This is a genomic window from Saccharothrix sp. NPDC042600 (assembly GCF_040647305.1).
Taxonomy (GTDB): domain Bacteria; phylum Actinomycetota; class Actinomycetes; order Mycobacteriales; family Pseudonocardiaceae; genus Actinosynnema; species Actinosynnema mutabilis.
In genome coordinates, this window is the sequence record NZ_JBEZBW010000035.1 from 24,857 (window position 1) to 47,413 (window position 22,557).

At 72.9% G+C, this 22,557-nt stretch carries 22 protein-coding genes; 12 read left to right on the top strand and 10 right to left on the bottom strand.

Annotation, left to right across the window (positions count from 1 at the left end):
* Positions 1–46: 46 nt before the first annotated feature.
* From AB0A74_RS21560 to AB0A74_RS21570, 3 genes are read left to right on the top strand one after another with little or no spacing between them, the layout of a single operon-like run.
* Positions 47–580 (top strand): NAD(P)H-dependent oxidoreductase, encoded by a 534-nt coding sequence (locus AB0A74_RS21560; protein ID WP_358251877.1) that lies wholly within the window; start codon positions 47–49, stop codon positions 578–580.
* Positions 577–1,869, top strand: coding sequence for an MFS transporter (locus AB0A74_RS21565; RefSeq protein ID WP_358251879.1), 1,293 nt, complete (start codon positions 577–579; stop codon positions 1,867–1,869). The genes AB0A74_RS21560 and AB0A74_RS21565 overlap by 4 nt, the downstream gene beginning before the upstream one ends.
* Positions 1,870–1,916: 47 nt before the next feature.
* Entirely contained in the window at positions 1,917–2,345 is a 429-nt protein-coding gene (locus AB0A74_RS21570) for a CBS domain-containing protein (protein WP_358251880.1), read from the top strand.
* A 186-nt stretch (positions 2,346–2,531) separates the two neighbouring features.
* Here AB0A74_RS21570 and AB0A74_RS21575 read toward each other — a convergent pair whose 3' ends face one another.
* Entirely contained in the window at positions 2,532–3,059 is a 528-nt protein-coding gene (locus tag AB0A74_RS21575) for an ABATE domain-containing protein (protein ID WP_358251882.1), read from the bottom strand.
* Positions 3,060–3,141: 82 nt separating this feature from the next.
* Here AB0A74_RS21575 and AB0A74_RS21580 point away from each other — a divergent pair, with 82 nt between their 5' ends.
* The gene (locus AB0A74_RS21580; protein ID WP_358251884.1) at positions 3,142–3,792 is read left to right on the top strand and encodes a maleylpyruvate isomerase family mycothiol-dependent enzyme; all 651 of its coding nucleotides are present in this window, start codon (positions 3,142–3,144) and stop codon (positions 3,790–3,792) included.
* On the opposite strand, the gene AB0A74_RS21585 is transcribed toward AB0A74_RS21580, so the two are convergent.
* Positions 3,755–4,531: an arylamine N-acetyltransferase gene (locus tag AB0A74_RS21585; protein WP_358251886.1), complete on the bottom strand. Its 777-nt coding sequence runs from the start codon at positions 4,529–4,531 to the stop codon at positions 3,755–3,757. The genes AB0A74_RS21580 and AB0A74_RS21585 overlap by 38 nt on opposite strands.
* Positions 4,532–4,544: 13 nt before the next feature.
* On the bottom strand, positions 4,545–5,768 hold the full coding sequence (locus AB0A74_RS21590; protein WP_358251888.1) for an MFS transporter: 1,224 nt from the start codon (positions 5,766–5,768) through the stop codon (positions 4,545–4,547).
* 63 nt (positions 5,769–5,831) lie between these two features.
* On the opposite strand from AB0A74_RS21590, the gene AB0A74_RS21595 reads away from it, so the two are divergent.
* From AB0A74_RS21595 to AB0A74_RS21605, 3 genes are read left to right on the top strand one after another with little or no spacing between them, the layout of a single operon-like run.
* Complete coding sequence (locus tag AB0A74_RS21595) at positions 5,832–6,590, top strand: heparin lyase I family protein (RefSeq protein WP_358251890.1); 759 nt, start codon at positions 5,832–5,834, stop codon at positions 6,588–6,590.
* Positions 6,590–7,528: a DUF3500 domain-containing protein gene (locus tag AB0A74_RS21600; protein WP_358251892.1), complete on the top strand. Its 939-nt coding sequence runs from the start codon at positions 6,590–6,592 to the stop codon at positions 7,526–7,528. Before AB0A74_RS21595 ends, AB0A74_RS21600 begins: the two co-directional genes overlap by 1 nt.
* Positions 7,525–8,157 carry an endonuclease V gene (locus AB0A74_RS21605; protein WP_358251894.1) on the top strand — a complete coding sequence of 211 codons (633 nt, stop codon included), beginning with the start codon at positions 7,525–7,527 and terminating at the stop codon, positions 8,155–8,157. Before AB0A74_RS21600 ends, AB0A74_RS21605 begins: the two co-directional genes overlap by 4 nt.
* On the opposite strand, the gene AB0A74_RS21610 is transcribed toward AB0A74_RS21605, so the two are convergent.
* Together AB0A74_RS21610 and AB0A74_RS21615 are read right to left on the bottom strand one after the other, a co-directional pair.
* Positions 8,145–9,410 (bottom strand): 6-phospho-beta-glucosidase, encoded by a 1,266-nt coding sequence (locus AB0A74_RS21610; RefSeq protein WP_358251895.1) that lies wholly within the window; start codon positions 9,408–9,410, stop codon positions 8,145–8,147. The genes AB0A74_RS21605 and AB0A74_RS21610 overlap by 13 nt on opposite strands.
* On the bottom strand, positions 9,407–10,273 hold the full coding sequence (locus AB0A74_RS21615) for a LysR family transcriptional regulator (RefSeq protein WP_358251897.1): 867 nt from the start codon (positions 10,271–10,273) through the stop codon (positions 9,407–9,409). The genes AB0A74_RS21610 and AB0A74_RS21615 overlap by 4 nt, the downstream gene beginning before the upstream one ends.
* A gap of 70 nt (positions 10,274–10,343) precedes the next feature.
* Between AB0A74_RS21615 and AB0A74_RS21620 the strand changes: the two genes are divergently transcribed.
* Positions 10,344–11,237, top strand: a complete 894-nt coding sequence (locus tag AB0A74_RS21620) for an alpha/beta hydrolase (protein ID WP_358251899.1) — start codon at positions 10,344–10,346, stop codon at positions 11,235–11,237.
* A 2-nt stretch (positions 11,238–11,239) separates the two neighbouring features.
* Positions 11,240–12,388 (top strand): MFS transporter, encoded by a 1,149-nt coding sequence (locus AB0A74_RS21625; protein ID WP_358251901.1) that lies wholly within the window; start codon positions 11,240–11,242, stop codon positions 12,386–12,388.
* Here the strand turns inward: AB0A74_RS21625 and add are convergent.
* Positions 12,363–13,370 (bottom strand): adenosine deaminase, encoded by a 1,008-nt coding sequence (gene add / locus AB0A74_RS21630; RefSeq protein WP_358251903.1) that lies wholly within the window; start codon positions 13,368–13,370, stop codon positions 12,363–12,365. The two genes, AB0A74_RS21625 and add, sit on opposite strands and share 26 nt — an antisense overlap.
* 160 nt (positions 13,371–13,530) lie before the next feature.
* Between add and AB0A74_RS21635 the strand changes: the two genes are divergently transcribed.
* From AB0A74_RS21635 to AB0A74_RS21645, 3 genes are all read left to right on the top strand, one after another.
* A complete protein-coding gene (locus tag AB0A74_RS21635; protein ID WP_358251905.1) occupies positions 13,531–15,372 on the top strand; it encodes a Xaa-Pro dipeptidyl-peptidase in 1,842 nt (613 codons plus the stop codon).
* Positions 15,373–15,465: 93 nt separating this feature from the next.
* Positions 15,466–16,218, top strand: a complete 753-nt coding sequence (locus AB0A74_RS21640) for a peptidoglycan DD-metalloendopeptidase family protein (RefSeq protein WP_358251907.1) — start codon at positions 15,466–15,468, stop codon at positions 16,216–16,218.
* A gap of 173 nt (positions 16,219–16,391) precedes the next feature.
* Positions 16,392–17,420: a DUF4192 domain-containing protein gene (locus AB0A74_RS21645; RefSeq protein WP_358251909.1), complete on the top strand. Its 1,029-nt coding sequence runs from the start codon at positions 16,392–16,394 to the stop codon at positions 17,418–17,420.
* Positions 17,421–17,678: 258 nt separating this feature from the next.
* Here the strand turns inward: AB0A74_RS21645 and AB0A74_RS21650 are convergent, their stop codons facing one another.
* The 4 genes from AB0A74_RS21650 to galE all read right to left on the bottom strand — a co-directional run bounded on the left by AB0A74_RS21650 (position 17,679) and on the right by galE (position 22,557).
* A complete protein-coding gene (locus AB0A74_RS21650) occupies positions 17,679–18,824 on the bottom strand; it encodes a DUF6596 domain-containing protein (protein WP_358251959.1) in 1,146 nt (381 codons plus the stop codon).
* A 5-nt stretch (positions 18,825–18,829) separates the two neighbouring features.
* A complete protein-coding gene (locus tag AB0A74_RS21655; protein ID WP_343936218.1) occupies positions 18,830–19,237 on the bottom strand; it encodes a YciI family protein in 408 nt (135 codons plus the stop codon).
* Between the two features lie 177 nt (positions 19,238–19,414).
* Positions 19,415–21,592, bottom strand: coding sequence for a S9 family peptidase (locus AB0A74_RS21660; protein WP_358251911.1), 2,178 nt, complete (start codon positions 21,590–21,592; stop codon positions 19,415–19,417).
* Positions 21,592–22,557, bottom strand: a complete 966-nt coding sequence (gene galE / locus AB0A74_RS21665; RefSeq protein WP_358251913.1) for a UDP-glucose 4-epimerase GalE — start codon at positions 22,555–22,557, stop codon at positions 21,592–21,594. The genes AB0A74_RS21660 and galE overlap by 1 nt, the downstream gene beginning before the upstream one ends.

Genomic DNA, 22,557 nt, shown 5'->3' on the forward strand with positions numbered 1-22,557 from the left:
TGTTGCCCGATGTGCCGCCGGACGCCTTAGACCGACCGTCGTGGGCATGACGATCACGATCCTGGGCATCGCGGGCAGCCTGCGCGGCCAGTCGTTCAACCGCAGGCTGCTGACCGCCGCCCGCCACGAGCTGCCGCCCGGCGCGGAACTGACCGTGTGGGACGACCTGGCCGCCGTGCCCCCGTTCGACGAGGACGCCGAGGAGGCGCCGGGCGAAGCCGTCACCGGGCTGCGCAAGGCCGTCGCCGAGGCGCACGCGGTGCTCATCGCCACCCCCGAGTACAACAACTCCCTTCCCGGACAGCTGAAAAACGCACTCGATTGGGCGTCCCGCCCGTACGGCGCCGGTGTGCTGACCGGCAAGCCCGCCGGGGTGGTCGGGGCGGGCCCGGGTCCGCGCGGCGCGGTCACCGCGCAGGCCGACGCCCGCCGCGTCCTGGCCGCCGCGGGCGCGCGGGTGGTGCCCGGCGAGGTGGCGGTGGGGGACGCGGTCCGCCGGTTCGACGAGCGTGGCCGGCTGCTCGACCACGACCTGCGGACCGCGTTGGCCGACCTGCTGAAGGCGTTGGTGGACGCGTGACCCGCTGGGGTGCCGTGCTGGCGGTGGCGCTGTCGGTGGTGCTCGCCGCGCTGGACCTGACCGCCGTCGTGGTGGCGCTGCCGGTCATGGGCGAGGACCTGGGCGCGGGGCCGACCGTGACCCAGTGGGTCCTGCACGCCTACAACCTGCCGATGGTCGCGTTGAGCATCCCGGCCGGCCGCTGGTTGGACCGCGCCGGGCACCGGCCCGCGTTCCTGTTGTCGGTGATCGGGTTCGGGGTGGCCGGCCTGGCGATCGCGCTGGCCCCGACGGCCGGGCTGGTGCTGGCCGGCCGGGCGGCGCAGGGCCTGTTCAGCGCGTTGATCGGGGCGGTGACCATGCCGGTGATCGGCGCGGCGGTCCACCCGCGGCACCGGGGGCGGGCGATGAGCCTGGTGCTGACGCTGATCCCGGTCAGCGGGGTGGCGGGGCCGGCGCTGGGCGGGGTGCTGACCGACGCGTTCGGCTGGCGGTCGGTGTTCCTGATCAACGTGCCGGTGGTGCTGGTGGCGGTGCTGGTCGGGCTGCGGACGATCCCGCGTTCGGAGCGGGGGTTGCCGTGGCCGGGCCGGCGCCTGCTGCTGGAGGCGGCGGTCGTCGGCGTCGGGGCGACGGCGCTGTTCGTGCACGTCTACCTGGCGCCGGTGGCGGTGCTGGCGCTCGTGGTGTGGCTGCGGCTGCCGGAGGCGCGGCCGGTGCGGGACATGCTCCGCCGGCCCCGGCTGGGTCTCGCGCTGGCGGCGATGCCGTTGATCATCGTGGGCATCGCGGCGTTGAACTTCGTCGTGCCCTACCTGATCGCCGACCGGCCCGCGGTGGTGATCGGGCTCGCGGTGCTGTCGATGTCGGCGGGCATGGCCGTGTTCTCGCCGGTCGCGGGCGTGCTGGCGGACCGGTTCGGCGCGGTGCCGGTCGCGGCGGTCGGGGCGGTGGTCGCCCTGGTCGGCACGGCCCTGCTGCTGCCCGTGGACGCCACGACCCCGACCGCCGACCTGGTCTGGCGGCTGGCGGTGCTCGGCGTCGGCCACGGCCTGTTCGCCGGCCCGAACGCCGCCGCGATCCTCGCCGAGACCCCGCCGGACCTGGTCGGCACGTCCGGCGGCCTGACCTCCCTGCTGCGCACCCTCGGGTTCTCCGCCGGTCCGGCGCTCGGCGCGGCGATCGGCGCGTTCACCCCCACGGTCGTGGCGTTGCTGGTGGTCACGGCGCTGGGCATCACCGCGTCGGCCGCACAACTGCGGTGGTCCCATCGGGCGGATGATCTGCCGCTGGAGCGCCGGGCGAACTAGCCTGAGGTGGGTAGCACCGGATCTGGCCGGGATCAGGGAGGCGCCACATGAGGATCGCTGACGTCCTGCGGACCAAGGGCTCGGCCGTCGCGACGGTCGGGACCAGAGCGACGGTGGCGGAGCTGGTGGCCGCCCTCGCCGAGCACAACGTGGGCGCGATGGTCGTCGTCGGACCGGACGGCATCGCGGGGATCGTGTCCGAACGGGACGTCGTGCGCAGGCTGCACGACCGCGGCCCGGCGCTGCTGGACTCGCCGGTCGAGGACATCATGACGCCCGAGGTGTTCACCTGCTCCCCGAAGGACTCGGTGGAGAGCCTGTCGGTGCTGATGACCGAACGCCGCATCCGGCACGTGCCGGTGGTGGCCGACGGTCGGCTGGTCGGCATCGTCAGCATCGGCGACGTGGTGAAGAGCCGGATCAGCCAACTGGAAGAAGACCAGGACCAGCTCACGGCCTACATCGTCCAGGGCTGACCGACCGGCGGCGTCGCGCGGGACGTGACGCCGCCGGTCGCGTGGGGCGGTTGGTGTCGCGTCCCGCGCGCCTCCGCCGGTCGCGTGGCGCTTTGGGCGTCGCGTTCCGCGCGCGGCCGCCGGTTACGTCTCGCGCGCCGCCGGCCGCCTCCGCGTGCCGCCGCCGGCGCGTCCCCTGTGGCGTCGCTAGTCGCGGGTGCGGTGGTAGTGGCGGCTGACGCGGGCGCGGTTGCCGCACGACGGTTTGCACCACTGCTGCTTGGGGTGGGTGCGGACGAAGTAGCGGATGCAGCGCGGGGACGGGCACGCGCGCAGGTCGTCGCGCTCGGCGCTCGCCAGGAGTTCGATCGCTGCCGTGGCGAGGTCGGCCAGGAGGCGGTCGCCGGGCGTGGCCGTGTCCACGTGGTGCAGCGTCGGCGGGGTGCCCCACTCCAGTCGGGCGGCCCTCGGGGCGGCGGCCGCGGCGGCGTTGACCGTGCGCAGGGCCTCGTCCAGCGGGCGCAGGTGCGGGGTGTCGATGCGGGTGCCGGCCTCCGCCGCGTGCGCGAACAGGGAGCGGACCGCCCACCTCAGCTCGATGACCGCGTGCAGCAACCCTTCCGTGGCGGGCACGCCGGACCACGCTTCGAGTGCCTCCACCGAGGACAGGGTGTCGTCCAGTCCGCCGTGGCCGTCGTGCCGGACCGTGGCGGCGAACTCCAGCGCGCGGTTCATCCTCCCCATCCTAATGGACTTCCTTGGCCCCACCCGCTAGGTTGACTAACGGTTGAAGCCAACGATCCCATTAGGGGGAAGCGTGACGATCACCGGGGACGCGCTCGACGCGCACCGCCGGCTCACCGTGCTGGTCGCCGACCTGACCGACGACCGGGTCCGCGAACCGTCCGTGCTGCCCGGCTGGACGCGCGGGCACGTGCTGGCCCACATCGCGGGTGTCACGGAGGCCATGGCGCGGCAGGCGGAGAACGAGGGCGTCGGGCTGGAGCCCTACCCCGGTGGTCGGGCGGCCCGGGACGCGGCGATCGAGGAGCGGGCCGGGCGGTCGGCGGCGGAGCACCGCGCGGCGATCGCGGCGGCCGTCACGCGGCTGGAGAAGGCCTGGGCCGGCGTCCACGACTGGTCGACGCCCGTGGCCTACCGCGACGGCACGCTGGAGGACACCGCGTACGCCGTGTGGCGGGAGGTCGAGATCCACGCGTTCGACCTCGGCCTCGGACCGGTCACCTTCTCGCCCGCGTTCTGCGAGCACGCCGTGGACTTCCTGGCCAAGCGCGTCCCGGACGGCGTCCGGCTCACCCTGGTGTCGCCGGGTCGCGAGTGGACGATCGGGGCGGGCGAGCCGCACGAGCTGCGCGGCGAGGCGACCGACCTGGTGGTGTGGCTGGCCGGGCGCGAGCCGCTGGGCGAGGTCAGCGGGACGCGACCGGCGCTGGACCCGTGGCCGTAGGCAGCTCCAGCCCGAAGTCGCGGCGCAGCACGAGGTCGCGCTCCTCGGAGGTCAGGGTGCGCTTGCGCGGTGGACCGTCCGGAGTGGCCACGGTCAGCTCGTGATCGGTGATCGTGTGCCGGGCGTGTTCGTCGGTGCGCTGCACCAGCAAGCGGCCGACGAACGCGCTCGCCGGGTGCGTGGACAGGTAGTAGTTGAGGATCTCGTAGTCGGCGGGCGAGCGCGGGTCCTCGGTGAAGTCGTAGAGCGGCACCCACTCGCCGCCCTGCCGCGACCGCAGCGTCCACACGCCGTCCGCGTGGTCGAGCCGGAACGTCCAGTCGCCCTGGGCGACCCCCACCCCGGCCTCCAGCGGGATCGGCGCGAGCAGCCCGCCGCCGCCGAACCCGACGTCCGCCACCCACTGCCCGTCCACCACGAGCAGCGCGTGCGTGCGCGGGAGGTCGCCGGTGCGGCCCAGCAGGACCCGCGCGGCCAGACCGGTCACCCGGTGCCCGAGGCGCTCCAGGACGGCGGCGAACAACAGGTTGTGCTCGAAGCAGTAACCGCCGCGCCGGCGGCGGACCATCTTGTCCTGCAACGACTCCACGTCCAGCGCGATGGGCCGGCCGGCGAGCACGTCCGCGTTCTCGAACGAGATCGACCGCAGGTGGGCGCGGTGCAGGGCGGCGAGCTCCGGCTCGGGACCGCCGAGCCGGGCCAGGTACGCGTCGAGGTCGAGCCGGGCGCCGTTCCACACGTCGCCCAGCATGTCAGGCGGCGGGCGCGTCGGGGAGCGCCTTCATCTCCCGGACGCCGCGGACGCGGGTGATCAGCACGGCCTGCGCCACCAGGCCGGCCACCGCGATCCACAGCGCGGTGCGGTGGTCGAACAGGCCCGCCAGCAGGCCGCCCAGGGGAGCCCCGACCACGATCATGGCCCGGTTCAGCGAGCGGATCGTGGCGTTCATCCGGCCCTGGAGGTGGTCGGGCGTGATGGCCTGCCGGTAGGCCATCTCCGGCGGGCTGTCCGCGCCCACGCCGAAGCCCCACACGAGCTGCGCGGCCGACAGCAGGACCAGCCCGGTCACGGTCGAGTCCGCGAACGGGACCAGCGCGTAGGCCACCGGCGTCGACCACCGGCCCAGCACGATCACCCGCCCCGGACCGCCCAGCAGCACCGCCAACCGGGTGGACAGCGACGCGCCGACGACCGTGCCGAGCCCGCCCACCGCGAACGCGATGCCCAGCTCGAACGGCGAGAACCCCAGCACGTCGTAGCCGAACACCAGGAACACCGTCGCCGCCAGCCCGGCGAACAGGAACCACATGTGCGACGTGACCGCCAACGGCCGCAGCACCGGGTGCCGGTACACCCACGCCAGCCCTTCGCGCAGCTCACGCCGCAGGTTCCGGCGTTCGGGCGGCACGACCTGCTCCTCGACCCGCAGGGTGGTCAGCACCAGACCCGACGCCAGGTAGGACACCGCGTCCACGAGGATCGCCAGCGGCGCGCCGACGGCCGTGATCAACCATCCCGCCAGGGTCGGCCCGGCCGTCTGCGCCGTCGCCCGGGTCTGTTCCATGCGGGCGTTGGCGGTGGCCAGCCAGGTCGCCGGCACGAGCTTCGGCAGGAACGACTGGTGCGCCGCGTCGTACATCAGCGACAGCGCGCCGAATACCGTGACCAGCGCAAATAGCACCGGCAGGGTCAGCGCGCCGACGGCGTGCAGCACCGGCACCAGGCCCAGCACGACGAACCGCGCCAGGTCCGCGCCGACCAGGATCGGCCACCGCCGGTACCGGTCCACCACGACGCCCGCCAGCAGGCCGAACAGCAGGTACGGCACCCACGGCGCGGCCCGCAGCAGCCCCACCTCGAACTCGGACGCGGCCAGGTCGTCCATCGCCAGGACGGCCAGCGCCAGCGTCGTGATGTGCGTGCCGACCAGCGACACCGTGTCGGCGGCCCAGAACCGCAGGAATGCTCTTGTCAATTCGCCCCCTCAGGCCACAAGCTTGCCGGACCGCCGCGTGGTTCCGTGGCGGAAGGAGACGACGTGGCACCGACCCGTCGTTCAGTGCTGGCAGGCATCGCGGCGTCGCCGCTGCTCATCGGGGGTGGAGTGGCGCACGCGGCCACGTGGCGGCGCAAGTGGTCCGCTCAAGGCGGCTTGAGCGCGTTCGAGAGCATCGAGGACGACCGCGCGGACTCCCACCCCGGCGTCCAGCACATCTACACGCAGGGCAGCGACTACCGGTTCGACATGCACACGGTGGACCGCGACACGTCCACCGACCGGCAGCGCAACGAGGTCGCGGGGATGCGCGCCAACGGCGCGAACGTCAACATCTACCAGGGCGAGACGTGGCGCTTCACGTACTCGATGTTCATCCCCAGCACGTTGCAGGCGACGACCACGTTCACGCACATCATGCAGACCAAGATGCCCGGGGTCGGGTCCGCGCCCGTCACCGTGATGTCGTTGCGCCGCACCAACGGCGTGCAGAAGATCGAGTTCAAGGTGGTCGAGGGCAACGTCCTGGTCGGCAACACCGACCTGGCGCCGCTGCACGACAGGTGGATCGACACCTCGGTCGAGATCCGCGTCGGCGACGGCACGTCCGGCCGCGTCCGGTGGGTCGTGCGCAGCGGCGGCACGACCGTGCTGGACAAGACCCGCACCGGCGTGGACACCTGGTTGGGCGACCGGTTGCGCCCGAAGTGGGGCATCTACCGGTCGCTGGGCGACACCTCCGGGTCGCTGCGGAACTGCCACCTGCTGCTGCGGAACCTGGCGGCGGATAAGTTCGAGTGATGCTGCACGAGATCGCCGAGGCCACCCGCCGGTTCGCCGACCTGCTCGACGAGCGGCAGCGCGCGGAAGCGGTGCGCGACGTCACCGACGACGACCTGCGCCGCACGTGGGCCTACACGCCCGGAGCGCGTCCCGGGCTGGTCCTCGGCGATCTCGACCGCGCCCAGCGCAAGGCCGTGCACGGGCTGCTGGCGTGCGTGCTCAGCCCGCACGCCTACGCGCAGGCGGCGGCGGTCATGGCGCTGGAGGACGTGCTGGACGACCGCGAGGCCGGGCGGCGCGACCGGCACCAGGGCGACTACTGGACCGTCCTGCTCGGCGAACCGGGCTCGGACGAGCCGTGGGGCTGGCGCGTCGAGGGGCACCACCTGTCGGTGAGCGTCGTGGTGGCCGACGGGCGCGTGTCGGCGACCCCGTTCTTCCTGGGCGCGAACCCGGCGCGGGTCACCTACCGGGGCCGAACGGTCGCGCAGCCCCTGCGGCTGGAGGAGGAACTCGCCCGCGAACTCCTCGACCGCATGGGCCGCACGGCCCGCGGCCTGGCCGTCGTGTCCGACCGGCCGCCACCCGACCTCTACACGGGCAACGCGCCGCACGTCGGCGACATCGAGCCGCAGGGCGTCACGCCGGCGCAACTGGACCGGGCGTCGCGAGGCCTGCTGGTCGGGCTGGTGCGCTACTACCTGGACCGCCTGCACAGCGACCTGGCCGACGAGGAGTTCGACCAGCTCGACCTGGACCGCCTGCACTTCGCGTGGCAGGGCTCGGCGTCGCGCGGCGCCGGCCACTACTACCGCGTGCAGGGGCCGGAGCTGCTCATCGAGTACGACAACACGGCCAACGACGCCAACCACGCGCACTCGGTGTGGCGCAGGCGGTCCGGCGACTTCGGCGACGACCTGCTGGCCGCGCACCGGGCGGCGGTGAGGCACGAGTGACGCCGGAGGAGGCGGTCGCCGAGCAGGAGCGGCTGCGGCCGTCGGTGGTCACCGAGCCGGCCCCCGGGTTCGCGGTGCGGCACGTCGCCGGGCTCGACGTCGCCTACGCCGACGACGACCGGGTGGTCGGGGCCGTGGTGGTGCTCGACGCCGCCACGTTGGAGACCGTGGACGCGGCGGTGGTGGCCGGTGTCGCCGACTTCCCGTACGTGCCGGGGCTGTTCGCCTTCCGCGAGCTGCCGACGTTGCTGGCCGCGCTGGACCGGTTGACGGTGCGCCCGGACCTGCTGGTGTGCGACGGGCAGGGGCTGGCGCACCCCCGGCGGTTCGGGTTGGCCTGCCACATCGGGGTGCTGACCGACCTGCCCAGCGTCGGGGTGGCCAAGACGCCGATGGGCGCGTTCGAGGTGCCCGCGGCCGAGCGCGGCGCGTGGACCGACCTGGTGGACGACGGCGAGGTGGTGGGCCGCGCGTTGCGGACGCGGACCGGGGTGAAGCCGGTGTTCGTGTCCGTGGGGCACCGGATCGACCTGGACCGGGCGTGCGCCGAGGTGTTGCGGCTGTGCGAGGTGCGGTTGCCGGAGACCACGCGGCGGGCGGACGCCCTGGGGCGGGCTCACCTGAGGTAGGCCAGCTCCGGGTGCCGGTCGAGGTAGGTGTCCAGGAGGCTCTTCGCGGTCTTGGTGGAGTCCACGAGCGGGTGCAGGCCGAACGCCGCGAGCGCGGCGGGGTAAGTGCCTTCGAGGACCAGCCGGTCGATCGCCTTGACCGTCTGCACCAGACCGGCGGCGTGACCGGGCAACGGGCTGACCGCGTTCGGCCGCGCACCGCCCCTGTCAACCGTGCACGGCACTTCAACCACCGCTTCGAGGTCCACTGTGGACAACGTTCCTCGGTTGCGGACGTTGAGGATCAGGTCGGCACGCTCGTCGTTGGCGATGGCACGCATGAGCTTCAACGCGACATGCTCGTACCCGCCGCCTTCCAACGAGTCGCGCTCCTGCTTCATGTAGGTGGCTTCCCGTTCGAGCCGGGTGGTCTCCCAATCGACTTCACCGTCGTAGAACCGTTTTTGCTGCGCCAGGAGGAACGCGCCCCGGTCGTCACCCAGGGCGTCACGCGTGTCGTAGTAGTAGTGCAGGTACTCGTTGGGAATGACCCCCAACGCCCGCAGCCACTCGGACCCGAACAGCCGCCCTTCCTCGAACGACCGCAACGCGTCGTCGTCGCCCAACAGGCGGGGCAACAGGTTCTCCCGCTCGACGTACACGCCCTGTAGCCAGCCGAGGTGGTTCAGCCCGGCGTAGTCGAACCGTGCGTCCTCGACGCCCAACACCCGCGCCACCCGCCGGCACAGGCCGTAGGGGGAGTCGCAGATCCCGATGACCCGGTCACCGAGGTGCGCGGCCATCGCCTCGGTCACCAGCCCGGCGGGGTTGGTGAAGTTGATGACCCAAGCCTCCGGCGCGACCTCGGCGACCCGCCGGGCGATCTCCCGCGCGACCGGAACGGTCCGCAACCCGTAAGCGATCCCGCCCGCACCGACTGTCTCCTGCCCCAACACCCCGTGCGCGTGCGCGACCTGCTCGTCGATCGCCCGCCCGGCCAACCCGCCGACCCGGATCGCGGAGAACACGAAGTCCGCACCCCGCAACGCCTCGTCCAGATCCGTCGTCGCCGACACACGAGGCCCGAGACCGTCGGTACCGCGTGAGACGATGGAACCGGGGGCCGGAGGCCGCCCCAACACCTCCCGCACCCGAGCCAGCCGCGCCGCATCTACGTCGTGCAGCACCAGTTCGTCCACGAGACCGTCGCCCACCAGCGCCCGGTGCACCAGGGGCACCCGGAACCCGCCACCGCCCAGGACCACGAGCCTCACCGCACACATCCTGCCTCGCCGAGCAACCCGATGAACGCCCGGGTGAGCGGGTCGGGCTCCTTGTGGCTGTACGCGACCAGCGTGCGCCGCACCGGCGGGTCCACCCGCAGCACCACCCCGTCGAACCGCTCGGGCAGCACGTTGCGCGGCACCAGCGCCGGCCCGAGGCCCGCCGCCGCCAGCACGGGCGCCGCCGCCGTCTGCTCGGTCCGCACCGCCGCCCACGGCTGGAACCCGCGCTCCCGGCACGCCGCGTCCACCAGGTCCGCGAGCCCGTTGCCCGGCGCGTAGTGCACCCAGCCCTCGCCGGCGAACACCCGCAGGTCCACCGGCGAGGTCAACGCGCTGTCCGCCGGCACCACGACCACGAACTCCTCCACCCCGAGCGCGTGGGTGAACCCCGGCCAGCCCGCCGGCTCCGGCCCGATCGCCACGTCCGCCTGCCCGTCGGCCATCGCCTCGCGCAGCTCGTCGGTGTGCCGGTGTTCGAACAGCCTGATCCGCACGTCCGGGTGCCGCGCCCGCCACGCCCGCAACACCGGCGGCAGCACGCCCAGCGTCAGCGAGTACAGCGTGGCCACGTGCAGCTCACCGCACTCCAGGCCGCCCGCCCGCCGCGCCGCCGTCAACGCCCGCTCGGCGTCGGCGAGCGCCTGGCGTGCGAACGGCAGCCACGCGCGACCCGCCGGCGTGAGCCGCACCGTGCGCGGCAGCCGGTCCAGCAACGGCGTGCCCACCGCCTTCTCCAACGCCCTGATCTGGTGCGACAGCGCCGGCTGGGTGACGTGCAGCAGCTCGGCGGCCCGCGTGAAGGACCCTTCGTCCACGACCGTCACCAGGTACTCGAACTGCCGCAGAGTCATGAAGACACTTTATATCGACCAGTAGATCTATGCCTTGGACTTATGGGTGACGCGCGCGCACGATCGGATCATGGCACTGAACGACCAAGCCCGCGCCGTCCTCGACAAGTGGGCCGGCGCGGCGCCCCTGGAGACCCTCACCGCTTTCGAAGCGCGCCAGGCCGGCCTCGGGTACCTGGAACTCCAGGGGCCGAAGGAGCCGGCCCGGGTCGAGCACCTCTTCATCCCCGGCCCGACCGCAGACCTCCCCGCCCGCGTCTACTACCCGCGGACCGGCGAGGGTCCTTTCCCCGGCATCGTGTTCCTGCACGGCAGCGGGTTCGTCACCCTCAACCTCGCCGTGTACGACGTGGCCCTGCGCGCCCTGGCCAACGCCACCGGCCACGCCGTCCTCGCCGTCAACTACCAGAAGGCCCCGGAACACCCGTTCCCCGTGCCGCTGGACGACTGCCGCGCCGCGACCGAGTGGTTCCTGGACCACGCGGAGGAGTTGAACGTGGCGAGTCTCGGCATCATGGGCGACAGCGCGGGCGGCACCCTGGCGGCCGTGCTGTCGCAGGAGTTCAAGGACCGCCTCAAGTTCCAGGTGCTGGTCTACCCGCCGCTGGACACCGACTTCGAGACCGAGTCCTACGTGGACAACGCGCGCGGCTTCGGTCTGGAACGCGAGGGGATGCGCTGGTTCTGGCGGCAGTACTTGGGCGACCGCGAGGCCGACGCCGAAGCCGCCCCGCTGCGCGCCACGGACTTCACCGGCCTGCCGCCCACCTTCGTCGCCACCGCCGAGCACGACCCGGTCCGCACGGACGGCGAGCGGTACGCGCAAGAGTTGGAAGCGGCCGGCGTCCCCGTGCGGTTGCGCGGGTTCAAGGGCACGATCCACGCGTTCCTGCTGATGGACGGCGTGCTGGACGACTACCGCGTGCTGCTGGCCGAACTCGCCGACTGGCTGGGGGAGCGGTAGCGATGCCCCTCGCACTCGTCGCGCTGGCCATCGGCGCGTTCGGCATCGGCACCACCGAGTTCGTCATCGTCGGACTGCTGCCGCAGGTGGCGGCCGACCTCCAGGTGTCCATCCCGGCCGCCGGCCTGCTGGTGTCGGGGTACGCGCTGAGCGTCGTCGTGGGCGCTCCGCTGATCACGGCGTTGGGCTCGCGGGTGCCGCGCAAGCGTTTGCTCGTGGGGCTGATGGTGCTGTTCATCCTCGGCAACCTGCTGTGCGCGGTGGCCGACAGCTACCCGTTGCTGATGGTCGGGCGGGTCGTGGCGGCGTTGTGCCACGGGGCGTTCTTCGGCGTGGGCGCGGTGGTGGCGTCCGGGTTGGTCGCGCCGGACCGGCAGGCGCGGGCGATCGCGCTGATGTTCACCGGCCTGACCGTGGCCAACGTGCTGGGCGTGCCGATGGGCACCGCGTTGGGGCAGGAGTTCGGCTGGCGGTCCACGTTCTGGGCGGTGACCGCGCTCGGCGTCGTGGGTCTGGTCGGCATCCTGGCGCTGGTCCCGCCGCAGCCCGCGTCGGACGGGTTGCGCGGTGAGCTGGAGGTGTTCCGGCGGCCGGGGGTGTGGTTGGCGCTGGGCACGACGGCGCTCGGGTTCGGGGCGGTGTTCGCGTCCTTCACCTACATCGCGCCGATGATGACCGAGGTCGCCGGGTTCTCGCCGGGCGCGGTGACGTGGCTGTTGGTGCTGTTCGGGGCCGGGCTGTGCGTGGGCAACGTGCTCGGCGGCCGGGCGGCGGACCGCAGCCTGATGCCCAGCCTGTACGCGATCCTGGCCGTGCTGGCGGTGGTGTTGGCGGTGTTCGTGTTCACCGCGCAGTCGCAGGTGCTGGGCGCGGTGACCATCGGCCTGTTGGGCGTGGCGGGGTTCGCGACCGTGGCCCCGTTGCAGAGCCGGGTGCTCCAGCAGGCCGAGGGCGCGCCCGCGTTGGCCTCGGCGGCGAACATCGCCGCGTTCAACCTGGGCAACGCGGCGGGCGCGTGGCTCGGCGGCCTCGCCATCGACGCCGGGTTCGGCTACACCGCGCCGAACTGGGTCGCCGCGCTGATGGCGGTGGCGGCGCTGGGCGTGGCGGTGGTCGGCGGCCGGGTCAGGACCCCTGTTCCACCGCGGTGATCGCGGCGAGGAGCTCGGCCTTGCGTTCCGGGGAGGCGAAGCTGGCGTGCACGCCCGCGCGAGCGAGGTCCGCCAGCTCGCTCCGGCCCAGGCCGAACCGCTCGTGGCACAGCAGGTACTCGGCGTCGAGGTCGGTGTGGAACATGCCGGGGTCGTCGGTGGCGATGGTCACCGGCACCCCGGCTTCGAGCAGCCTGGGCAGCGGGTGGTCCTCGATCCGGCCCACGGCGGCCGTGCGCAGGTTCGACGTCGGGCACACCTCCAGCACGACCCCGTTGTCGCGCAGGTGGGCCAGTAGCTCCGGGTCGCGCACGGCGGCGGTGCCGTGGCCGATCCGCTCCGCGCCCAGGTCGCGCAGGGCCTCCCAGATCTGGTCCGGCCCGGTGGTCTCGCCCGCGTGCGGCACGCTGCGCAGCCCGGCGTCCCGGGCGATCGCGAAGGCCTCCCGGAACGCCCGGCGCGGCGCGTCGGACTCCGCGCCGCCCAGGCCGAACCCGACCGTGCCCGGCGGGCGGTGGTCGACGGCGTAGCGGGCGCTGGTCACCCCGAAGTCCCGATCCCACGTGCCGGGAACGTCGAACACCCACGCCAGCTCGACGCCGTGCTTCTCCCACGCCTCCGCCCGGCTCGACGCCAGCGCCTCGTCCAGCTCGTCGGGCGCGATGCCGGTCCGCAGGTGGCTGGTCGCGCTGACGGTCACCTCGGCGTAGCGGACGTTGCGCCGCGCCTGCTCCTCGGCCAGCCCGACCACCAGCGCGGCCACGTCGTCGCCGGTGGTCACCAGGTCGTTGACCTTGGCGTACACGTCGATGAAGTGGGTGAAGTCGGTGAACTCGTAGAACGCGCGCAGGTCGGCCTCGTCGGTGGGCACGCCGCGGTGCGGGTGCCGGCGGGCGAGGGTGAGGACGGTGTCGAGGGAGGCTGACCCGACGAGGTGGACGTGCAGCTCCACCTTGGGCAGCGCGGCGATGAATTCACGCATGGCGCGGGCGAGTCTGCACACCCGGTCGGCGCTGGTCAAGCCGCCGATCGTCGGGTGTGCGCCGGCTGTCCACAGTGGACTTGACGGCCACTTGACACGTCTTGCGCCTCAGGGGAAAGGTCTGCGCAAAACCTGTCGTGGACATGATGGGGGAACTGCCGTGAAGGGTGTTCGGAGAGCCGCGGTGCTCGCGGCTCTGGTGACGCTGCCCCTGGGAACGCTGCCCGTGGTCGCTTCGGCCGCGGAAGGCCCGGTCTTCAAGGACGGCGAGGCGCAACCCGTCTTCGACCCGAAGGACGTGGTCAAGGAGAGCGTGTGGGTCCGCGCGCCGGTCGACAGCGACCGGGACGGGCGGGACGACGAGGTCTACACCGAGGTGGTGCGCCAGAAGGCCACCGACCGGGGGCTGAAGGTCCCCGTGGTGTTCTTCAACAGCCCGTACTTCTCCGGCGGCAACGACGTGGCCAACCACAACGTCGACGTCGAGCTGTACGTGCCCAACCGGCACGGCGGCTACGACAAGCGGGACGGGTCGCTGCTCAAGGCGCAGGCGGACGAGCGGATCGCCGCCGCCGTCGGGCCCAACGCCGGTCCCATCCGGTCGGGCCGGTACGAGGACTACTTCATCTCGCGCGGCTTCGCGATGGTGTACGCGGAGTCGTTGGGCACCGGCAAGTCGTCGGGCTGCCCGACCTCGGGCGGGGTCAACGAGACCATCGGGTCCAAGGCGGTCGTGGACTGGCTCAACGGCCGTGCGACGGCCCGCAATGCCGCCGGCGCGGCCGTGAAGGCGACCTGGACCACCGGCAACACCGCGATGATGGGCGTGTCCTACAACGGGACCCTGCCCAACGCCGTGGCGTCCACCGGTGTCGAGGGCCTGAAGGCGATCGTGCCGATCGCGGCGATCTCCAGCTGGTACGACTACTACCGCGCCGACGGGGCCGTGGTGGCGCCCGGGACGTTCCAGGGCGAGGACCTGGACGTGCTCGCGGAGTACGTCTACACGCGCGAGGACCGTGAGATCTGCAAGCCGGTGATCGCCGAGATCGCCCGCAAGCAGGACCGCGTGACCGGTGACTACAGCGCGTTCTGGGACGAGCGGAACTACGTCAAGGACGCCGCCAAGGTCAAGGCCGCGGTGCTCGCCGTGCACGGCCTGAGCGACTGGAACGTCAAGGTCAAGCACGTGCACCAGTGGTACGAGGCGCTGAAGAAGCACGGCGTCGAGCACAAGATCTGGCTGCACCAGTCCGGGCACACCGACCCCGACACGCTGCGCTCGGCCGAGTGGCGGCGCACGATCAACCGGTGGTTCTCGCACTACCTGTACGGAATCGACAACGGCATCGAGAAGGAGCCGAAGTCGACCATCCAGCGCGAGGACAAGTCGTGGGTGGACGAGGCCGAGTGGCCCGCTCCGGGCACCGCGTCGGCGCGGCTGTTCCCGTGGGCCGGCGGTTCGGCCAAGGGGGCGCTGCGGTCGGCGTCCGTGCCGGGTCACGCGGTGGTGGAATCGCTGCGCGACGACTCGTCCAAGCTCGCCGACGACCTGGTGGACCTGCCCAGCTCCGGTAACCGCCTGTCGTACGCGACGTCTCAGACGGCGACCGACCTGCGCCTTTCGGGTGTCGCCCGGGTGAACCTGGCGATCTCGTTCGACCGGCCCGCGGCCAACGTGACCGCGCTGCTGGTGGACCGCGCGCCGGACGGCACGAGCCACATCATCACCCGCGGGTGGACCGACCCGCAGAACCGGGTGAGCCCGTCCCGGACCAAGCCCATCGCGCCTGGTCACACGTACCGGGTGGAGGTGGAGCTGGAGCCGCAGGACTACCTCGTGAAGGCCGGTCACAAGGTCGAGTTCGTGCTGCTCTCCAGCGACTACGACTACACCCTGCGGCCCAAGCCGGGCGCCGGGCTGTCGATCGACCTGACCGCGACCTCGGTGGAACTCCCCGTGGTCGGCGGGCGGGAGGCGTTGCGCCGTTCGGTTGGTTAGGAAGTAATTCACGAACTGTCTAGCTGGTGAGTCTTCCACTTGACGGCTGGGCGTGGTCCGATCACCACACCCAGTCGTCAAGGAGGTTGGCAGATGCGCCGCGTCTTAGTCACCGCCCTCGTCGCGCCGCTCTTCGGCCTCGCCCTCACCGCGGGCGAGGCCGTGGCGGCTCCGGCCTTCCAGTTGCCGTTCCCGTGCGGGCAGGTCTGGGAGGGGCAGACCCGGACCAACCACAGCCCGCCCAACTCGATCGACTTCAACCGTTCCGGTGATGACGGTGACCCGGTCGTGGCGTCCGCGGGCGGCACCGTGACCAGGGTGGCGAACGAGGGCAGCGTCAGCTACGGCCGGTGGATCGAGATCGACCACGGCAGCGGGTGGCGGACCCGGTACGCGCACCTGTCCGCGCAGCGGGTGTCCGTGGGGCAGACCGTGCGGATCGGGCAGCAGATCGGCAACGTCGGCTCGACCGGCGGTTCCACCGGGCCGCACCTGCACTACGAGCAGCGGCTCAACGGCGCGGACGTGAAGATCGTGTTCAACGGCTCCCAGGCGTACTACTGGGGGACGCGCAGCTACACCAGCCGCAACTCGTGCAGCGGGGCGACCGGGACGGTCAACACCAGCGGCTCGTCGCTGACCGTCCGGTCGGGGCCGGGGACGAACTACGCGGCGGTCGGTTCGGTGGCGGACGGTGCCACGGTGACCATCCGGTGCCAGGCGGTGGGCGAGTCGATCACGGGGACTTACGGCACCACCAACCTGTGGGACCACATCGGTTCGGGGTACATCTCGGACGCTTACGTCTACACGGGGTCGGACGGCCGAGTAGCCCCGGACTGCTGACCCTTCACTCCCTCTGAGCCGCCCCGGCACATCCGCCGGGGCGGCTTAGCTTTTCCCCTTCGTGGCCCCTTCCGTGATCCATTCGTGGTCCCTTTCGGGTGACGAGGCGAACTTGTCCACAGGACGGGCGGCCGTCCTCGCCTTCTGGTTTCCGGCCGGCCAGAGTCGATCACATGACGACTTCAGTGAACTTGGCCGGCGATGTCCGTTCCCCGGGCGAATTGATCGCCGCCCTGCCCCACCTGATCGGTTTCCACCCGACCGACTCGGTCGTGCTGGTGGTCCTGGTCGGGCAGGCGGTGGAGCAAACCCTGCGCGCGGACATACCGCCACCGCACGACGACCGCAGGGTCGCCCGCCACCTGGCCGCGCCGCTGTTGCAATACCCGAACCGCCGCCGGGTGGTGGCCTTCGTGGTGGGCGGCGGCAGCGGCGACCCGCCCGAACGACTGCCCCGCGAACACCTGGTGGCGCACGTGGAAGCCGCGCTGGCCCAGGTGGGCGTGCCGGTGGCGTGCGCGATCTGGACCCCCGCCACCGCCCGCGACGCCCCGTGGTTCAACTACCACGACCTGGGCGACGAGGGCACCGTCCCGGACCCGTCCGCCACGCCCCTGGCCGCCCTCGCCGTGTCCCGCGGCATGATCACCTACCCCGACCGCGAAACCCTGGCCAACACCCTGACCCCGGACCCGGAACCCGCCCTGACCCGCCGCTCCGCGGCCCTGGACCGCCTGGTGGCCGAGGCGGAGGCGGCTCCCTACGACGACCCGGCCACGTCCCTGCGCCACCGGGCGCTGGTCCAGGCGGAGGTGGTGCGGGCGGGCACCCGGAAACGCCCGCTGACCGACTCGGAGGTGGCGGCCCTGGCGTTCGCCCTGTCCGACTTGCTGGTCCGCGACGCCAGCCTGGCGTGCGCCGTGGGCGAGCACGCGCGGTCGGCGGAGGCACTGTGGGCGGAACTGACCCGGGCCACACCGCTGCCGGAACGAGCCGAGCCGGCGACCCTGCTCGCTTTCTCGGCGTACATCAGAGGGGACGGAGCTTATGCGGCAATAGCCTTGGACCGGGCGCAGGAAGCCCAACCAGGCCACCGATTGGCCCGCCTCCTGAGAATGGCGCTGGACAACGGAATGCCACCCGGCACAGTCCGCCAACTGGCAGAACGAGCAGCCGACCTGCCTTTCCCCGAGCACACCTGACACCGGGCGGGGAACCGCCGAAACCGCACAACCGCCGGCCGGCCGACCCACGGCGGGCGACCCACGGCGGGCGACCCACGGCGGGCGACCCACGGCGGGCGACCCACGGCGGGCGACCCACGGCGGGCGACCCACGGCGGGCGACCCACCGCCGCCGACCCACCGCCGCCGACCCACCGCAGCCCACCCACCGCACCAGTCGGCGTCGGCGGCAGGCTTCCCCGGTCCGGGCGGCGCTTCAGCGGCCCGCTCCGTCCCTCACTCGGGGCGGAGGGCGTTGAGGCGGGCGGCTTGGCGGGTCAGGTGGGCTCGTTCGGCCAGGTTCGGGGCCTTGTGGGCGGCCTCGGTGTAGAGGTGGGCCGCCGTTGTCAGGTCGCCGGCTCGTTCGTGCAGGTGAGCCGCCGCCGCGGTGTGGCGGGGGAGGGAGGTGTCCAGGGGTGCCAGGGCGGCCAGGCCCGCCTGGGGGCCGTCCGCCTCGCCGATGGCCACGGCGCGGTTGAGGCGGGCCACCGGGCTGTCGGTCAGGCGGACCAGCTCGTCGTACCACTCGACGATCTGCACCCAGTCGGTCTCCTCGGCCGTCCGGGCGTCGGCGTGCAGGGCGGCGATGGCCGCCTGGGCCTGGAACTCGCCCAGGCGGTCGCGGGCCAGGGCCGCCTGGAGCACCCGCACGCCCTCGGCGATCAGGCCCGTGTCCCAGCGGGTCCGGTCCTGGGCCGCCAGCGGGACCAGGGAGCCGTCCGCGGCGGTTCTCGTCCCCCGGCGGGCGTGGTGCAGGAGCATCAGCGCCAGCAGCCCGGCCACCTCCGGGTGGTCGATCGCCGCGGCCAGCTGCCGGGTCAGGCGGATGGCCTCGGCGGCCAGGTCCACGTCGCCCGAGTAGCCCTCGTTGAACACCAGGTACAGCACGCGCAGCACGGTGGCCACGTCGCCGGGCTGGTCGAACCGGACGCCGGCGACCGTCCGCTTCGCGCGGCTGATCCGCTGCGCCATGGTCGCCTCGGGGACCAGGTACGCCTGGGCGATCTGGCGGGTGGTGAGGCCGCCGACGGCGCGCAGGGTCAGCGCGACCGCCGACGACGGGGTCAGGGAGGGGTGGGCGCACAGGAAGTACAACTGCAACGTGTCGTCCACGGCGGGCGCGGGGCCGGGTGGGGGTTCCTCCTCCACCGCGTCCTCGCGGCGGCGGCGGGCGGTGTCGGCCCGGGTGGCGTCCAGGAACTTGCGCCACGCCGCGGTGACCAGCCAGCCCTTCGGGTCCCGGGGCGGGTCGGCCGGCCACGCGCGGACGGCCTCGACCAGGGCGTCCTGCACCGCGTCCTCGGCCGCCGCGAAGTCGGCTCCGCGGCGGACGAGGATCGCGAGCACGGCTGGGGTGAGGCTGCGCAGCAGGGCCTCGTCCATCGAGGTCACTCGGTGATGGTGGGAGGGGAGGCGTAGAAGGGGCGCAGTTCGAGCCACTCGTGGATCGGCTTGCCGCCGGCGCCGGGGGCCGCCGACAGCTCCCCGGCCAGCTCGACCGCGCGCTCGTAGCTGTCCACGTCGATGACCATCCAGCCGGCGATGAGGTCCTTGGTCTCGGCGAACGGGCCGTCGGTCACCGGCGGGCGACCCTCGCCGTCGTAGCGGACCCAGGTCCCCTCGGGGGCGAGGGCCTGCCCGTCGACGAACTCGCCGGTCTGCTCCAGCCGAGCGGCGAAGTCGCTCATGTACCGCACGTGCGCGGAGATCTCCTCCGGCGTCCACTTCTCCATCGGGACGTCGTTGACCGCCGCCGGAGCGCCGCGGTAGTGCTTGAGCAGCAGGTACTTGGCCATCGTCGTTCTCCTCGGTGTCCTCGCGACCCATTGTGGTCGCGTTCACCTCGGGGACGGAGCGGCGCACCGGATCTCGACATCACCGCCGAAGATTTTCTCGCCGGGATCGAGCCGGACCCGCGGACGAGCGCGCCCGCGCCACGGCCGGGTGGCGTGGCGCGGGCGCGACCGCGGACGTCAGAGCAGCTCGGGGCGCTTCCAGGGCTCGCCGAGCACGTGTTCGGCCAGGAACGCGAACACGGTCTCGTACCAGACCTTGGTGTTGCCGGGCGTCAGGATCCAGTGGTTCTCGGTCGGGAAGTACAGGAACTTCGCCGGCACCCCGTGCCGCACCAGGTCGAAGAACAACCGCTGGCCCTCGCCGACCGGCACCCGGTAGTCCTTGTCGCCGTGGATCACCAGCATCGGCGTCTTGATGTCGGCGACGCGCAGGTGCGGTGAGTTCGCGCGCACCCGCTCGTCGTCGCGCTGCGGGTCGCCGACCTCGCGGATCCAGTAGTACGAGCTGTCCGTGGTGCCGGTGAACGCGTCGAGGTGCCACAACGACGCGTGCGTCACGATCGCCTTGAACCGGTCGGTCTGCGTGGCGATCCAGTTCGACATGTACCCGCCGAACGAGCCGCCCATCGCGGCGGTCCGGCTGTCGTCGATGTCCGGCCGCCGCACGGCCACGTCGGTGATCGCCATCAGGTCGGTGTAGGGCTTGGCACCCCAACTGCCCCAGCCGGCCTGGATGAACTCCTGGCCGTACCCGAGCGACAGCGCCGGGTCGGGCAGCAGGACGGCGTACCCGCGCGCGGCCATCAGCCACGGGTTCCACCGCCAGCTCCACGCGTTCCAGCTCATGATCGGACCGCCGTGCACCCACAGCAGCAGCGGCGCGGGGTCGTCCGCCGAGCAGCCCGCCGGCAGCACCAGCCACGCCCGCACGGTCCGGCCGTCCGCCACGACGGTCGAGACCTCGGTCAGCGTGCCGGGCAGCGACTCCACGGCACCGGGCGCGGGCAACGCGACCGGGTGCTGGTCCGCGCCCGTCAGGTCCAGGCGCACCGGCCGCGGCGGGTGGTCCCACCCGCTGCGCAACGCGTAGACGTGGTCCCGACCCACGATGACCTCGCTGTACGCGCCCGACGCGGTCAGCCGGACCACCTCGCCGGAGGCCAGGTCGAGCCGGAAGACCGGCTGGTGACCCCGCTGCGCGGCGGTGAAGTAGACGGCCGTGCCGTCCGGCGCGACGACCGGGTGCTCGACCTCCTCCACGAAGTCCGGCAGCAGCTCGGCGACCTCGCCGGCCAGGGAGATCCGCACCAGGGCGTTGCGCCACGTCCGGTCGCCGGTGGAGTCCAGCGCGCGCACCGCGACCACGCCCGACGAGTCGGGCAGGAACGCGACCTGGCCGAACGAGTGCCCGTCCTGGTCGGCCAACACCCGGCTGGACGACCCGTCGGCGGCGACCAACCGCAACCGGACCCGAGCGCCGTAGGACGCGCTGACCTCGACGCGCTCGGTGTGCACGACCCACCGGCCGTCGGGGCTGATCACGGCGGCGTCGTCCAGCCGGGCCGCCGACTCGGGCGTGAGGTCGACCAGCGCGGCGGGATCGAGGCGCTCGCCGGCGGAGTCCGCTGAGCTCGCCGCGGTGGAGCCCGCCGCCGAGCCGAGGCCGGCCGCCGCCGAGCCCGAGCCGGCCGCCACGCCGGAGCCGGTCGCCGCCGAGCCGAGGCCGGCCGCCGCCGAGCCCGAGCCGGCCGCCGTGCCCGCGTCGGGCAGGGTGCCGGTCAGGAGGCGGGGGTAGGCGGGGCCTAGGTCGGTGTCCCAGTAGCGGACCGGGTAGGACTCGTGCAGGATCGCCGTCACGCCCGCGTCCTCGCGGGCCTTGCGCAGGTTCGCGTCCTCGGTGAACGCGCCGCCCGGGTGGGCGCCCGCCGTCAGCAGCAGCGTGCCCGACTCGCCGGCCACCACGACCCGGTCCACGCCGCCCGCCGGGCGGAACAGCTCCCGCGCCTCACCCGCCGGCGGCAGCAGCCACAGCGCCGTCTTGTCCTTCGTGGACCCCGGGTCGTTCGGCTTCGCTTGCGGGTCCGGCCTACCCGAGAGGAACAGAAGATCACCCGACGGCGTGAACACCGGGTTCGACTCGCCCTTCGCGCCGCGCGTCAGGCGGCGGGCCGGGCGGGCGCCGGCGGGGTCGATCTCCCACAGCGCGCCTTGCCACGTCTTGCCGTCCGGGGCCAGGTCCGCCACGACCGCCACCAGGCGCGTGCCGTCGGGGGACAGGGCCAGCGACCCGACCCTCGGCATCCGGGTGTACGCGGTCAGGTCGGCGAAGTCCTCCGCTCCGATCGCCGCGCCCATCAGGCCCCCCGCGACCGGGACCGGGTGAACTCCCACGCGTCGCGCACGATGCCGGCCAGGTCCACCCGCTCCGGCTTCCAGCCCAGCTCGGTGCGCGCCTTCTCGCTGGAGGCCACCAGCACCGCCGGGTCGCCCGCGCGGCGCGGCGCGACGTCGGCCGGGATCTCGTGGCCGGTCACCTCGCGGCAGGCCTCGACGACCTGCTTGACCGTGAAGCCGAAACCGTTGCCCAGGTTGTAGATCCGGTGCTCGCCCGCCGTCGCGGCGCCGATCGCCTTCACGTGTGCGTCCGCGAGGTCCACCACGTGGATGTAGTCGCGCACGCACGTGCCGTCCTCGGTCGGGTAGTCGTCGCCGTACATGGCGACCTTCTCCCGCGTCCCCGAGGCGACCTGCAGCACGATCGGGATCAGGTGCGTCTCGGTGGCGTGCCGCTCGCCGAACCGGCCGTACGCGCCGGCGACGTTGAAGTACCGCAGGGACACCGCCGCCAGGCCGTGCGCCGCCGCGTAGCCGGTGATCGCGTGGTCGATCGCGAGCTTGGTCGCGCCGTAGGTGTTGGTCGGCCGGGTCGGCGCGGTCTCCGGGATCGGCACCTCGTCGGGCTCGCCGTAGCAGGCCGCGGTCGAGGAGAACACCAGCCGCGGGGTGCCGTGCTCCAGCATCGCGTCCAGCAGCACCAGCGCAGTGCCGACGTTCCCGTGCCAGTACTTCGCCGGGTCCTGCATGGACTCGCCGACCAGCGACTTGGCCGCGAAGTGCAGGACGCCGTCGAAGCCCTCGGCCAACACCTCGCCGATGACGTCGTTGATGTCGGCCTCGATGAGCCGGACCCCGTCGGGGACCGCGTCGGCGTGCCCGGTCGACAGGTCGTCGAGCACGACCACCTCGTGACCGGCCTCGACCAGTCGAGCCGCGCACACGCTGCCGACGTACCCGGCACCGCCCGTCACGAGCAGCTTCAC

What these genes read in the sequence shown, in the direction of transcription:
- AB0A74_RS21560 (WP_358251877.1), top strand. Translation starts at nt 47, where the DNA reads ATGACGATCACGATCCTGGGCATCGCGGGCAGCCTGCGCGGCCAGTCG.
- AB0A74_RS21640 (WP_358251907.1), top strand. Translation starts at nt 15,466, where the DNA reads ATGCGCCGCGTCTTAGTCACCGCCCTCGTCGCGCCGCTCTTCGGCCTC.
- AB0A74_RS21660 (WP_358251911.1), bottom strand. Translation starts at nt 21,592, where the DNA reads ATGGGCGCGGCGATCGGAGCGGAGGACTTCGCCGACCTGACCGCGTAC.
- AB0A74_RS21620 (WP_358251899.1), top strand. Translation starts at nt 10,344, where the DNA reads ATGGCACTGAACGACCAAGCCCGCGCCGTCCTCGACAAGTGGGCCGGC.
- AB0A74_RS21570 (WP_358251880.1), top strand. Translation starts at nt 1,917, where the DNA reads ATGAGGATCGCTGACGTCCTGCGGACCAAGGGCTCGGCCGTCGCGACG.
- AB0A74_RS21650 (WP_358251959.1), bottom strand. Translation starts at nt 18,824, where the DNA reads ATGGACGAGGCCCTGCTGCGCAGCCTCACCCCAGCCGTGCTCGCGATC.
- add (WP_358251903.1), bottom strand. Translation starts at nt 13,370, where the DNA reads ATGCGTGAATTCATCGCCGCGCTGCCCAAGGTGGAGCTGCACGTCCAC.
- AB0A74_RS21645 (WP_358251909.1), top strand. Translation starts at nt 16,392, where the DNA reads ATGACGACTTCAGTGAACTTGGCCGGCGATGTCCGTTCCCCGGGCGAA.
- AB0A74_RS21575 (WP_358251882.1), bottom strand. Translation starts at nt 3,059, where the DNA reads ATGAACCGCGCGCTGGAGTTCGCCGCCACGGTCCGGCACGACGGCCAC.
- AB0A74_RS21600 (WP_358251892.1), top strand. Translation starts at nt 6,590, where the DNA reads ATGCTGCACGAGATCGCCGAGGCCACCCGCCGGTTCGCCGACCTGCTC.
- AB0A74_RS21655 (WP_343936218.1), bottom strand. Translation starts at nt 19,237, where the DNA reads ATGGCCAAGTACCTGCTGCTCAAGCACTACCGCGGCGCTCCGGCGGCG.
- AB0A74_RS21625 (WP_358251901.1), top strand. Translation starts at nt 11,240, where the DNA reads ATGCCCCTCGCACTCGTCGCGCTGGCCATCGGCGCGTTCGGCATCGGC.
- AB0A74_RS21615 (WP_358251897.1), bottom strand. Translation starts at nt 10,273, where the DNA reads ATGACTCTGCGGCAGTTCGAGTACCTGGTGACGGTCGTGGACGAAGGG.